Consider the following 13,601-nt stretch of genomic DNA (forward strand, 5'->3'; position numbering starts at 1 on the left):
AAATGAAAAAGTGGACTCAAAGAGTGTCCTTCTTCATACTTGTGGTCGCTATATGGGCCGGATGGTTTTCACTGACGATTAAAGCCGCCGCTTATGTACAGACGTCTGGCACACAATTTACGCTGAACAATCAACCATTTTACTTTGCTGGTACAAATAATTACTATTTCCATTACAAATCTAAAAAGATGGTAGATGCAGTGTTCGATGATATGAAAGCAATGAATTTAAAGGTCTTACGTATTTGGGGATTTCACGACGGAGCCCCTCAAGAAAACTCCGTTTTACAATCTAGTCCAGGGGTCTATGAAGAATCGGGTTTTCAAAAACTAGATTATGCGATTTATAAAGCGGGGCAGGAAGGAATAAAACTTGTCATCCTACTAGTGAACAATTGGGATGACTTTGGCGGGATGAATCAATACGTAAAGTGGTTCAATGCAGGATCACATGATGCCTTTTATACAGATCCTCGTATTCAACATGCTTACAAAAATTATGTGCGTTATGTTTTAGAAAGAACGAATACGTACACAGGTGTTCAATATAAGGACGATCCAGCTATTATGACTTGGGAACTAGCCAATGAGCCGCGTGTGCAGTCAGATTCAACGGGTAATATACTAGTCAAATGGGCAGATGAAATGAGTACATGGATCAAATCGCTGGATCGTCACCATCTTGTTGCAGTAGGAGATGAAGGGTTTTTTCGCATACCAGGCCATGAAGATTGGTTTTACAGAGGCGGAGAAGGCGTCGATTGGGACCGTTTGACAGCTCTCTCTAATATCGATTATGGAACCTACCATCTGTACCCAGATCATTGGAACAAGTCTGCTGCTTGGGGAGTGAAATGGATCGAAGACCATATCATCCGCGGGAAGTCAATCGGAAAACCAGTTGTGTTAGAAGAGTTTGGCTATCAAAATCAATCAGCACGTCCTGACGTATACCAAAGCTGGCTGTCAGCGGTTGAGCGGCTCGGAGGGGCTGGTAGTCAATTTTGGATTTTAACAAGCATTCAAGACGATGATTCGCTCTATCCCGATTATGACGGTTTCCGCATCATAAAAGGGAGCAGGGAGGCAGCCCTTATCAGTGAACATGCGAAAAGAATGAACGAAAAGAACTGATGGCGAATGCCTGCTGAATAAGGAACTTCATTTGCAGTTTATATTGCTTAAACCAAGTTTTCAGAAAGGATCAAGCGACAGAAGGTATTTATGAGATTTCGTTCCCCATAAAAAAGGAGGTGGTTATTTTTATTTTTTATCTTAATTTGTAAAAAACATTTCCAATAACTTGACTAAATGGAAATTTAATTCTATACTCTGTAGTACAGAGTTCTTTGTGGAAGAGGAGTTTATTTATGCCGAATGAAAAATCGAATAATTCAGAAATATTAGAGAATTTATCTCATATCAAGACGATTACAAACTATAAAACAGAGTATTGTAAACAAACAAGTATTTATTTTATCATTTGGGGCCTTATTTGGATAATGGGGTATTCAATACCTTTACTTTTTGCTAATCCAATAACTATAGGTGTCTTTTGGCTTGTTTTAGGTATTGTGGGCTGGGTTATCACTTTAACTACATATTTTAAACAAAGGAAAATTATACCAATGCCCTTGTTTTTAAGAACTCAATTGCAATACACATGGCTTGGCCTTGGAATCATTTTAGGTATCTTTATTTTTTTAATATGTGTTGGTTTATTACCATATACAGTAGATAATTTACCCTTTTATATTGTTTTATTGGTATCCATAATGTATTTACTTTTAGGTATTGTTCTAGCTAAAGAGATTTTTATTATGGGGTTCTGGTTAAGTGTTTTAGGTGTAACTACATTTTTATTATTTCCTAGTTTAATGAACATTATTTTTGCTTTTATTGGTGGAGGAAGTTTGTTATTAACTGGTGTGATTTTAAAAAGAAAAGGACAAGGAAATGAGTAATGTCAATAGTTTAAATGATTTAATCCATCCAAAAGTCCGGTTAGGGATTATGAGTTTATTAATGATTTATGAAACATGTGATTTTACCTTCTTAAAAGGTTCTTTATCTGTAACAGACGGGAATTTGGGCTCGCATTTAAAAAAATTAGAAGAAGCTGGCTATGTGCTAATTACAAAGACCTTTGTGGATAAAAAACCAAAAACAATAGTTAGTATAACAGATTTAGGAGAGCACGCTTACAAAGAATATTTGAGTGTTATTGAAGCCATTTTAAAAAATAAATGAGATGAAAGGAAAGGGTGCCGAATGTTGAAAATAGAGAACGTCAGTAAAAAATACGGAGCTTCCCAAGCGTTAAGAAGTATTACATTAACGATTCCAGAAGGAGTTTGTTATGGATTAATAGGTCCAAATGGCTCTGGTAAATCAACCTTAATGAAAATTATATCTCATATAATTAAATCTTATGAAGGCAAAGTTGAGCATGTTGGTGAGTCTAAAAGTGCGCTAGGCTACATCCCCCAAGACATCAGCTTGGAGGAAAAATTAACAGCTAAAGTAAATATGGAGTTTTTTGGACAGATTTATGGTTTAAAAGGGAAGAAATTAGATGAAAGAGTAGAAAAAACACTAAAAGATGTAGGGTTGTGGGAAAGAGCAAATGATATAGTTGAACATTTTTCAGGAGGAATGAAACGCCGTTTGAATATTGGCTGCGCTCTCATGCACGCCCCTGAGTTAATTCTTTTAGATGAACCGACAGTGGGGGTAGATCCTCAATCAAGACGCTATATTTTTGACATAATCAACAAATTGAAGGAAGAGGGAAGAACTATTATCTATGTTAGTCATTATATGGAGGAAATAGAGAGTTTATGTGATTATGTGGCTTTCATTGATAAAGGAAAAATTGTTGAAGAAGGAAAAATAGGTGAACTTTTGAATCGTTATGCAGAAACATCTGTCTTTTTTGATTCTATGATTCCTAATAAAACATTAACTAGTCTCGGGTATGATTTTGTAACTTATCAAGGCGGTGTGTTAGTTAAAACAACAAAACCCTTAGAAACTTTAGAAGATTTGGCTAAACTGAGTAAAAAAGAATCATTGGTTCCCCAACAATTATCTTTGTACAGACCTAGACTCGAAGATGTATTTTTTCAATTAACAGGAACAGATTTACGTGATCAATTCCAATAAAAATGTCTTTATGAATGAAAACCACTCTCGTATTTTAATTCATATAACTTATAAGAGTGATTGACATAGTTAAGAGGCATACATCAAACGAACAGAATTACCTTGTGTGAACCTTCAATTTAAAATAATAAGTAGGTTAGTTAAGATTATTTGACTAATTATAATTAAATACATCTATAAATGGTAAAATAATTAAAAAATGTGATTATTTTAAAAGTGATATAAGAAAGCGAATTAAATTAATATAACGGGAGTGATTTTTATGTGGCCATTAGTCCGCATCGAATCCATAAAACAAGTGAAAGATCGATCTTTGTTGTTCTGGACCATTTTGTTGCCAGTTGCTTCAATTATTCTTTTAATAGAATTATTTACATCAGGTAGTTCACAAGCACAAAAAACATTAGTTGCTTCTCAATCGGTTACAGGAATGAGTGTGTTTTTTTCCACATTTGTTATTATTTCAATTGTAATTAGCTTTGTAAAAGATCGAGAGAAAGGAATTGTGGCAAGGCTGGCAAGTACTCCCTTACAGCCGTATAATTTTTTTCTTGGAAAGTGTGTTCCGTTCTTTGTCATCATTTTATTTCAAGTTTTGTTGTTAACCATTTTGGGTGTTTACTTATATGGTATTGAAATCACACAATACAGCTCGTATTTCTTAGTAGTTGTCCTATTATCAATGCAAGTCACTTCATGGGGAGTAGCCATCGCCGCATTTGCTAAAACTGAGAATACAGGTTTAGTGATGACGAACATGATTGCTTTAGGGACAGCGGTTGCTTGTGGTTTATGGACTCCATTTGATCAATTACCTAGTTATTTAAAAATAATTGGAATGCTCTTCCCACAGTATTGGGCACATCAAGGCTTAGTGCAATCAGTATCAACACTACCCGGGGGGGAGAATTTGATCTTAGTAACAGTAGTCCTTATAGGTTATACACTGTTAGGATTTATTCTTTCGTTGGTTGGTTATAAAAAATATATAAAGAGAGCCAGAGGCTAGGCTATAAAATTTCAGCTGAATGTTATGCACATAAACTAACTTAAATTTCAATGATTTATCTAAACTTCAATTAGTCTATTTCTAGAACGTTGACCGAAAAATCAATACTTGTAAGCCGTCTTTTTATATAAAAGGAGTGGGGCAATGTTAAGTGAAAAGTTAGAATTATATGTTGAAAGCTGTTTTCGGCCATATAAAAAAGACAAAACATATGAAGAAAAGAAAAAAGAATTATTAGAGATGCTTGAAAAAGTTAAATTAAAACTGAAAAATGCTGGAACAAAAGATGAAGAAGTTCAGGATATGCTTATTGAAAAGCTGAAATCAGGTGAAATAAGCATTGATGTCAATACATTAGATATTGATGATCATAACCGAGTAGAGCATGTGAAAAAAATATTTGTTAATGCTGATTTAGATTGGTTGACTTTTATAAATGTTAAGTATAAGTTGTGCGATTTTAAAGGGCTATTGATCGTACAAAAAGTGATGAACCATTCAGAATTTAATGGGTGTTATCTGAGAAAAATGAATGTTAGCAATTCTAAAATTTCCACATCAACTTTTGAAAAGAGTGATTTGACTCAATCTCATTTTGAACATTGTGAGATAACGAATTCATCTTTATATGGCTGTCATTTACCCAATGTTCGTATTGATGAATCAACTTTAATAAATGTTTCATTTGAAAATTGTTATTTTAAAAACATCTCTTTTGAGAATTCTAAATTAATAAATGTTAATTTCAAATCATGTACGTTTAAAAAATTAAATTTTATTGGAGCGACAATGGATAAAATGACCTATCATATCTTAGAAGGAGAAGGGGCTGATTTAAGCGGTGTGAAAGTAATCGATAGTTAATGTAGTAGGCTGTTGAGAAAAATCTCAATAGCCTTTTTTGTTTTATCCTCTATCTCTAGATTACCCCATTAGTATCATGATCACCGTGTCTTTGGGTTGAAATTCAAATATATGTAAGAGAAATAGTTGTGTTGAGAATTTAAATTGAAGTACAAGAATTAGTTTAATTATAAGAGGGAGCTTTACAAAAGCGAGTTAAATGCAAGGTTTTCGTTAAGGAGTGTGGAAAATTTCTATTTTTCCAAATAAAAGATGACCACACACCTAACTAATCTGCTTCGCTAAGTGTGTGGGAGGTTTTTTCAATCATATATATTACGAAAAAACCTAAAGTTGATTAGAAAGTTGAAGAACTTGAGATGATTGTTGTGCAAGTGCAGCGCGCAGCCATTGGTTCAAATAAATGTTGACCTTCCCCATGTACCTTAGCAGACAAAGCAGTTGGAATTGTAATTTTAGTCATCTTTAAACCTCCTTAAATAAAATTTATCAACATAGATTATGTAGTTGATATATTACATATGATGGTTCATAAGTCTTTATTTGTCAATAATTAAGTGTGAAAGTTTTATATTTTCTGAAAAGTACATTGATAACACCAAAAAAGTGTGGTTTAATATGACCATGGAAAATAATACTATAATTAAAATTTTATGTATTTAAAGTCATTATATGGTCTAGATGTTATTTTTTAATTGAGGGATGATGTTAATTTGGATCAATTATTTTGGGTATTTAGATATTAAGTTAAGTAAATGTATGAAAAAAGTCGAGGTTAACTATGTTATGAAGAACTCAAAAAGAAGATTACTATTTCTGTTAAAAGTTTAATCATTTTATCTAACTGAGAGATAAGAAAGAGAAAAGAGGGAAGTGCTGTTTATGAGTATTCATTATGTCGGTATTAGAGAACCAATAAAAGTCTATTTAGAGAAGATGAAAGTTGATTATGACGACTACCCTGTTCAAGTTATTGATTTGGGCGGAGCGGTCAATTATGACAAAGAATTTTTTATAAATAATACTGATTTTCAAACGGAAACAATTCTTTTATCTAATAGAAGGCATAATGTCGAGGATGAACTAGGTTCTCTTGAAAGTGAATTATTGAAAATTTATCAGAATAGTATACTTTATAGGACTTCACCGCTTGATATCAATATAGAACTTTATAGAGGATGGGCAGGTGCTACTGGAAAATTAATAACTGCATTTTCTCCCGAGGGAGTTAATTGGATTAATACAATAGATGTTATAAAGGCATGTTTGATCCCTAAAAAAGATGTTAGAAGTCGCGCTGGAAAAGCATATGATTTAACAGGGCCAGAGTTAGTAAATATGAGTAGGCTTAAGGATATCTTTGAAAAGGATTTAGACATGAAAATTGAATTATATTGTAAAAGTAAAGAAGAGGTTATAACAATTTTATCCCAAAATAATATGCCTTTAGACGTATTAGAATGGTTAGGCGGATTTCAGGAATATTCTTCTTCAAAACAATTACAGCCATTTACGAAAACGCTAGAACAAATAATTGGTCATCCCCCAACAAGTGCACAATTATTTAAAAATACAAATTAGTTATTCTTAAAGGAGGAATAATGTATGTTTGTTAAAGAACAAGAAAGCACGAGATATAAATTAGCACCACACGTTACGCTGGGTAAATTAGAAGACAGTTTGATTGGTTTAAAAGCGCAAACTGTCACCAAAATTGAAGGTGAAGGAATTATTGAATTTATTCAAGAAATTTCTAATCATCTCACGAAAGATAATGGGGTTTCAATTAAAGAGCTAGAGGAGAATTTTGAAATTGAGAGTGATCAATTAAAACATGTCCTCGAATTTTTAGTTGCGAATGGAATATGTGTTAAGACTGATATGAACTTTGATTTGACTGCGCTTTTGTCTTATGAAAGAGCCGGTGGCCAAGTATTGGTTGAAGATATACTAGATCGTTTAAAAACAGGGATAGTTGAAGTGATTGCGCAGGATCACAATCCAGTTGCTGTAGAATTCATTCGTCATTTGCAAGAGGCAGGGCTACATGTAGCGCTTAAGGGAGAAATAACTAAGCAACCAAATATCAGGGTTGCTATTGGTAAATCTCATTTAGATCCGATTTTGGAAGAAATAAATGACCTAGCATTAGAAGACCATATACCTTGGTTAAGCATTGTGCCATATGATGGACAGACATCTTGGGTAGGTCCATTTTTCATACCACATCAATCAGCTTGTTTACATTGTTATAACCTTCGAAAATCAGCGAACTTTTCTGACGAAGTACTGCGTTCAGACTTAATGAAAATCAAACCTGTAAATCCTGAAAAGAAGCCGGTTTATCATATGCCGATTAATTTAGTTCAAATCGGGATTGCAAGTAATTTAATTCTAGAATGGCTCACTTTAAAAGATTACGCACCAAGTGCAACACCAGGTGGATTTACAACAATTAATTTAGATGATAAGGGAGTATCTGTTCATAATCATCGTGTTTATAGAGTACCAAGATGCCCTAAGTGTTCTCCAGCTGCAGATACCGGTTTTCCTCAAGTTTGGTTTCATGGTGAGGTGAAAAATTAATTATGGTTAATAAATGGACAACATTAGAAGAGTCATGGGAGATACTTGACCAATTGGCGGATCCTTATGTTGGGATAGTCCGTAGAGAGTATAGAAAACTCAGAGACGTTGATGATATATGGGGTCATTCATATGGAGCGCATGGTACAGACAGCAATATTTTATTTGGAGTACCATCTAATTCTTATAATGGGGGAGGGTCTGCTAATCCAGCAGCAGCCAGATTAGCAGCTATAGGTGAAACGGTAGAAAGATATAGTGCAGCTTATTTACCTTTAAACTCTGATGTAGTTTGTTTTGGAACACAAAAGGACTTAATCAATGAAAACAAATCAGTAATTGGCTTTGATAAGTGGGAAATGTATGCTGTCACCCAATATGAAGATCCGAATTTTCCTCATAATGTATGGAATGAAGATACAAAATTATGGTGGAGAAAAGGTCATATTACTGAAAATAATGAAGAGGTTTGGACGCCTGCTCAATTAATTCATATTGCAAACTATACTGAGTGGCCAGGAGACCCAAATATTGGTCATGCAACTAGTAATGGACTAGCATGTGGTATTACATATCAAGAAGCGGCAATCTCAGGTTTATTTGAAACAATTGAAAGAGATGCATTTATGCTTACTTGGTACAATAAGTTAAGTTTACCGCAGATCGATATTAATACTTCACCTAGATTAAAACATTTCTATGAACGATATATTAAACCTACATCTCTTGATTTGCATTTAGTAGACATGACCGTTTTTTCTGGTGTACCTACTATTTTGGCAGTGATAAGAAATCCTCATACAGATTTAGCTCCATTTGCTATTGGCGCTGCCTCTGCTCATTCAATTGAAAGAGCATGTGAGAAAGCTGCAATAGAGGGAATGTATACAAGAACTTGGGTAAAAACAGAACAACGATTAGGGAATGCGCTAGTAGATGTAGATTATCATCGTGATATAAATAGTTTTGAAGATCATATTAAACTCTATGCTGGAACAGCTATTGTGAAAGAAGCTGATTTTTTAACTGCGAGTAAGAAATTAGTGGACGTTAATGATTATACACCGTTTGATGATGGTTCTCCAGACATCTTATGGACTAGTCTCGTCAGTCATTTATCAAAACAAGGATATCATGTAGCAACTTTTGATTTAACCAGTCCTGATATAAAAGATGCTGGTGCATATGTCGTAAAATCAATTATTCCTGGATATAAACCGATTGACGTTCTATATAGAGGTAGAATGTTGGGTGGAGAACGAATTTTAAAACATTCTTATCAATTAGGTTTAGTAGATAAACCTTTTAAATTAGAAGAACTGAATCCAATTCCGCATCCATTTCCTTAATATCGTAGAAAGGTGATTAAATATATGAATAGTATTGAAAGACATGCTACTAATTTGGCTGATGTTGTGTATGGAAACGAAGCATTACGGTTTGATGATCCTTCTGAAAATTGGTTTGAAGCAACAAAAATCTATAGAGGTTCAATGGCATGGGACGCACCTGGTGTTGCAGGACTGCTTCGATCTCAAACTTTGCAAAAGATTGCTACACATGCAAGTAAAAGATTTGATGACCTACCATTAATTTCACTACCTAAACCATTAAATACTAATATATCTTTAGACGATGTCATTAAGGGACGAAGAAGTGCAGATTATTTTAGCGGGGGGAGTGTTTCATTAGAACAACTCTCAACAGTTTTACAGAAGAGTTATGGATTGGTAGAGCGTAAAGAAGGACCTAGACGTCCTATACCATCTGGTGGTGCGCTCTATCCTCTAGATCTATATATTGTAGCCAATAAAGTGGATACTTTAGACAAAGGTGTTTATCATTTCGATCCGTATAGAAGAGGATTGACTAAAATGGGTGATTACTCCGAAAAAGAATTTGAGAAAATAATGTTACAAGAAGAATCAGTTCAAGATTTTGCATTTGCTATAGTCATTTCAGCTAATTTTTGGCGTTCTCGATTTAAGTATGGACATCGTTCTTATCGCTTTGTTTTTATGGAGGCAGGACATGTCATGCAAAATATGATCATGCTATCTACTGCACAGAAGATTAATAGTCGACCGTTCGGAGGGTTTATCGATGATGAGTTGATGGAATTGATCGGTGGATTTAATGGGGTAGATGATGCCCCAATTTATACATTGATTGCGGGTACTTAAATAAATGATTTCAATGATAGCAGCTTTAGGGATCCTCATTCACTTTTTGGGTCCCTTAAGTTCTAAAATGGTTGTCAAAATCATGAGAGATAAATCAACAGCCAATCGAAGGCTAACAACATATATCACACCTCAGAGGAGCTATGATGGACTCACCATTATCGGAGCTTCTATATGCTGTGGGGCGCTTTCTCAAGAACTCTTTGTTGAAGTCTCCAATAGTAAAAATGTATTTGGCATTTTATTTTTCTTTTTGTTAGGAGTACTTTTACCATCAGTGCTATGGAAAATAAAAAACAAAGTGATTGTATTTAAAGGTAGATATGCTGTCAATGTTGATTCAATCGTTTTTCTTCCATTGACTGCTCTATCAGAAGAAGTAATTTGGCGCTTTATTCTTCCGGCTTTATTAATGAATTTATGGGAATCTATTGCAATATCAATCTGTGTAAGTTCGATAGGATTTATATTGCTGCATATACCATTAGGCGGTGCTAAGTCAACTGCTTATATGTCTCTTTTTACATTAATTACAGTTATTTCATATTTTGCATTTGGGATTTTAGCAGCGATAGCATTTCATATTTCTCATAATTTGTTCATTCATTTTTTTCACCCTCTCAAAGTAAAGGAATTCAAAACGAAACCTCCCGTATTATCTGAAACTGACTGGTGAGGCTTTTATAAAGGTGGTAAACCCTGTGATGATACAAGAAAAAATCAAAGAGCTTGAAGTAAAAAGAGCTCTGGCTCAGTCATGGTTTTTGGATCCAGATAAAAGAAAAATAAGTTCAAATTATGATAATAGAGAAACACCATTTACTCGATTTCTATCAGCTGAAACTTTCATTTCTTATTATCAACTAACATTCAAAAAAACACCTGTTTCTATTTTAGATATAGGGTGTGGACAAGGTCAGATGCTTGAGTATATATCTAAGCAATTACCTCTAGCTGATTTGACTGGGATTGATTCATCTGAAGAAGCCATACATTGTGCAAATAAATTAAATATAAAAGCCAATTTTATTTGTACAGATATAAAAAATTTTTCATCACATGCTAAAATTTATGATGTGATTTTAATACATCTGTGTTTTGGGCTATTTGAAAATCCGATCGAATTATTAGAACAGTTACTTCCTTATTTATCAAATGAATCTATGATTTATATTGTTGATTTAAATCGAGATAGTATAGAAAGTGGATTGAGTTCAGTTCAGAGCAAAGAAGAAGAACTGTATATATATGATCAATATCATGCCTCGTTGACATTATCTGAGTTTGAACAGTTACTCACCTATATTACCAAACCGAGAGAAGATATGATGTATAAGATTGGTACTTCTATAATTGGAGGATTTAGCCCATTTAGTATGGAATTTTTATCGTTAATAGGAAATGGAAATTTACAACAAACGTTAAGACAGGCTCCAGATAAATATAGCAGTTCAACGCAGAAAGTACCTGTACTTTTACATGCGTGGCTTATTAAAAATTCTGGCTAAATAACTCCATCTAAACATGGTCCTTTCTTTATGTGTAATGTTAAGGTTATCAGTACAGTATTCCGCCTACTCTCCATGGAGTTCGATGTGAATTTTTTCTCAATTTTATTCGCTAGAAACAAGTTGGAAGGGTTTTCTTTGAAATGAGGGAGCAAAGGCAAAGCGATTAAAATGGAAGCCTGCTTATTTCTTTAACATTTACACTCTTTTCTTCTATATTAAATATCAACCATTCTGTTTAATACAAAATGCTTTTTCGACATAAAAATGATTTAGTGCAGATGGAGATCATCTTTCATAGGGAGTTCTGTTCTTCGCCCATAGTATACAGCTGCGATTATCATCAGCCCGTTCTGTTCATATTGGCATATATAGTAAAGGAAGAGAGAGGTATGATTGGTTTAAAGTAAACGATTTACGAGTACCTGTTATAAGGAAGAACTTCATTTGCATAAAAAAATTGGATATGGTATAGTTTTTATGGAAATGCTAACGATTACCGAGACAAGAGTGGGGAAACCCGCTCTTTTGTATTGAACAGGCAATTTTTGTCTCGACATTATTCATCCGTTTTCTGCTCCCCCTGCTCACATAAAGCAGGGTTTTTATGCAGAATGATTGATAAGAGCGTTTATCGAAAGCACAAGGAGGAAGAGAATGAGCAAAAAAGTAGTGGATGTCGTAAGCGAAATGGTACAGCCAATTTTAGATGGCTTACAGCTTGAACTCGTTGATGTTGAATTTGTCAAAGAGGGTCAAAACTGGTTCCTTCGCGTGTTTATTGACTCTGATAAAGGCGTCGATATCGAAGAATGTGCCAAAGTGAGCGAAGCCTTGAGCGAAAAGCTTGATGAGGCAGATCCGATTAGCCAAAACTACTTTCTTGAAGTGTCCTCTCCTGGAGCGGAGCGCCCATTAAAGAAAAAAGCTGATTTTGAAAAAGCACTTGGAAAAAATGTTTTCATGAAAACATATGAACCAATTGATGGTGAAAAAGCATTTGAAGGTGAGCTTACAAGCTTTGATGGTGAGATTGCAACAGTGACAGTGAAGATCAAGACAAGAAAGAAAGAGATCAATATTCCATACGAAAAAATAGCTAACGCAAGATTAGCAGTTTCGTTCAATTAACCTTTTCATTGATATAAGGGGGAACCATAAAAATGAGTAGTGAGTTGTTAGATGCCCTGACTGTTCTCGAGAAAGAGAAGGGTATTAGTAAAGAAATTATTATTGAAGCGATAGAAGCTGCACTCATTTCTGCATATAAGCGTAACTTTAATCAAGCGCAAAATGTTCGTGTTGATTTAAACCGCGAAACGGGAACAATTCGCGTATTTGCAAGAAAAGATGTTGTAGATGAAGTGTATGATTCTCGCCTTGAAATCTCTGTAGATGATGCAGCCAATATGAACCCGAATTACATGGTAGGTGACGTCGTTGAAATTGAAGTCACGCCAAAAGATTTCGGACGCATTGCAGCTCAGACTGCGAAACAAGTGGTGACGCAGCGAGTGAGAGAAGCAGAGCGAGGTGTGATCTACACTGAGTTTATCGATCGCGAGGAAGACATTATGACGGGAATCGTTCAGCGAATTGACAGTAAATTCATTTACGTGTCACTTGGCAAAATCGAAGCCCTTCTTCCGGTCAACGAACAAATGCCAAATGAGGACTACAAACCACATGACCGCATTAAGGTGTTTATTACAAAAGTCGAAAAAACAACAAAAGGACCACAAATTTATGTGTCTAGAACACATCCAGGTCTTTTAAAGCGTTTATTTGAAATTGAAGTGCCAGAAATTTATGATGGTACTGTAGAGCTTAAATCGGTTGCTAGAGAAGCTGGGGACCGTTCTAAAATCTCTGTTCGTACGGATGATCCTGATGTTGACCCAGTTGGTTCTTGTGTTGGACCAAAAGGCCAGCGTGTACAAGCAATTGTCAACGAGCTAAAAGGCGAAAAAATTGACATTGTCCATTGGTCTAATGACCCAGTTGAATTTGTTGCCAATGCATTAAGTCCATCAAAAGTACTTGATGTTATTGTGAATGAAGAAGATAAGGCGACAACAGTCATTGTCCCTGATTATCAGCTGTCGTTAGCCATTGGTAAAAGAGGTCAAAATGCTCGTCTTGCAGCAAAGCTGACTAGCTGGAAAATTGACATTAAAAGCGAAACAGATGCAAGGGAACTCGGTATTTTCCCAAGAACTGAAGACTCTGAATCTCTTTTCTTAGAGGCTGAACCAGTAGCTGAGGAATCTGACGAATAAGAGGTGAT

The 13,601-nt window shown here is 34.8% G+C and carries 15 protein-coding genes; 14 read left to right on the plus strand and 1 reads right to left on the minus strand.

Annotation, left to right across the window (positions count from 1 at the left end; all coding sequences use genetic code 11):
- Positions 1–2: 2 nt before the first annotated feature.
- From MHB79_RS08140 to MHB79_RS08165, 6 genes are all read left to right on the plus strand, one after another.
- Positions 3–1,133 (plus strand): glycoside hydrolase 5 family protein, encoded by a 1,131-nt coding sequence (locus MHB79_RS08140; protein ID WP_340989453.1) that lies wholly within the window; start codon positions 3–5, stop codon positions 1,131–1,133.
- A 236-nt stretch (positions 1,134–1,369) separates the two neighbouring features.
- Positions 1,370–1,963, plus strand: coding sequence for a hypothetical protein (locus MHB79_RS08145; protein WP_340989454.1), 594 nt, complete (start codon positions 1,370–1,372; stop codon positions 1,961–1,963).
- Positions 1,956–2,249 carry a winged helix-turn-helix domain-containing protein gene (locus tag MHB79_RS08150; RefSeq protein WP_034619900.1) on the plus strand — a complete coding sequence of 98 codons (294 nt, stop codon included), beginning with the start codon at positions 1,956–1,958 and terminating at the stop codon, positions 2,247–2,249. The genes MHB79_RS08145 and MHB79_RS08150 overlap by 8 nt, the downstream gene beginning before the upstream one ends.
- A gap of 21 nt (positions 2,250–2,270) precedes the next feature.
- Positions 2,271–3,164 carry an ABC transporter ATP-binding protein gene (locus MHB79_RS08155; RefSeq protein ID WP_003211121.1) on the plus strand — a complete coding sequence of 298 codons (894 nt, stop codon included), beginning with the start codon at positions 2,271–2,273 and terminating at the stop codon, positions 3,162–3,164.
- A gap of 262 nt (positions 3,165–3,426) precedes the next feature.
- A complete protein-coding gene (locus MHB79_RS08160) occupies positions 3,427–4,173 on the plus strand; it encodes an ABC transporter permease (protein WP_340989455.1) in 747 nt (248 codons plus the stop codon).
- Between the two features lie 144 nt (positions 4,174–4,317).
- On the plus strand, positions 4,318–5,037 hold the full coding sequence (locus MHB79_RS08165) for a pentapeptide repeat-containing protein (protein WP_340989456.1): 720 nt from the start codon (positions 4,318–4,320) through the stop codon (positions 5,035–5,037).
- Positions 5,038–5,374: 337 nt separating this feature from the next.
- Here the strand turns inward: MHB79_RS08165 and MHB79_RS08170 are convergent, their stop codons facing one another.
- Positions 5,375–5,500, minus strand: coding sequence for a plantazolicin family TOMM peptide (locus MHB79_RS08170; RefSeq protein WP_003212531.1), 126 nt, complete (start codon positions 5,498–5,500; stop codon positions 5,375–5,377).
- Between the two features lie 419 nt (positions 5,501–5,919).
- On the opposite strand from MHB79_RS08170, the gene MHB79_RS08175 reads away from it, so the two are divergent.
- The 8 genes from MHB79_RS08175 to nusA all read left to right on the plus strand — a co-directional run bounded on the left by MHB79_RS08175 (position 5,920) and on the right by nusA (position 13,593).
- A complete protein-coding gene (locus tag MHB79_RS08175) occupies positions 5,920–6,618 on the plus strand; it encodes a hypothetical protein (RefSeq protein WP_340989457.1) in 699 nt (232 codons plus the stop codon).
- A gap of 24 nt (positions 6,619–6,642) precedes the next feature.
- Positions 6,643–7,623 carry a TOMM precursor leader peptide-binding protein gene (locus MHB79_RS08180; RefSeq protein WP_340989458.1) on the plus strand — a complete coding sequence of 327 codons (981 nt, stop codon included), beginning with the start codon at positions 6,643–6,645 and terminating at the stop codon, positions 7,621–7,623.
- 2 nt (positions 7,624–7,625) lie between these two features.
- Positions 7,626–8,972, plus strand: a complete 1,347-nt coding sequence (locus MHB79_RS08185) for a YcaO-like family protein (RefSeq protein ID WP_340989459.1) — start codon at positions 7,626–7,628, stop codon at positions 8,970–8,972.
- A 24-nt stretch (positions 8,973–8,996) separates the two neighbouring features.
- On the plus strand, positions 8,997–9,806 hold the full coding sequence (locus MHB79_RS08190) for a SagB/ThcOx family dehydrogenase (RefSeq protein ID WP_050945016.1): 810 nt from the start codon (positions 8,997–8,999) through the stop codon (positions 9,804–9,806).
- A gap of 82 nt (positions 9,807–9,888) precedes the next feature.
- Positions 9,889–10,482, plus strand: coding sequence for a CPBP family intramembrane glutamic endopeptidase (locus tag MHB79_RS08195; RefSeq protein WP_157733344.1), 594 nt, complete (start codon positions 9,889–9,891; stop codon positions 10,480–10,482).
- 28 nt (positions 10,483–10,510) lie between these two features.
- Positions 10,511–11,314 (plus strand): class I SAM-dependent methyltransferase, encoded by an 804-nt coding sequence (locus tag MHB79_RS08200; RefSeq protein WP_340990583.1) that lies wholly within the window; start codon positions 10,511–10,513, stop codon positions 11,312–11,314.
- A gap of 657 nt (positions 11,315–11,971) precedes the next feature.
- Complete coding sequence (gene rimP, locus MHB79_RS08205; protein ID WP_003211398.1) at positions 11,972–12,445, plus strand: ribosome maturation factor RimP; 474 nt, start codon at positions 11,972–11,974, stop codon at positions 12,443–12,445.
- A 32-nt stretch (positions 12,446–12,477) separates the two neighbouring features.
- Entirely contained in the window at positions 12,478–13,593 is a 1,116-nt protein-coding gene (gene nusA / locus MHB79_RS08210; protein WP_003211013.1) for a transcription termination factor NusA, read from the plus strand.
- The last annotated feature ends 8 nt before the right edge of the window (positions 13,594–13,601 follow it).

This window comes from Bacillus sp. FSL M7-0558 (assembly GCF_038003245.1).
Taxonomy (GTDB): domain Bacteria; phylum Bacillota; class Bacilli; order Bacillales; family Bacillaceae; genus Bacillus; species Bacillus pumilus.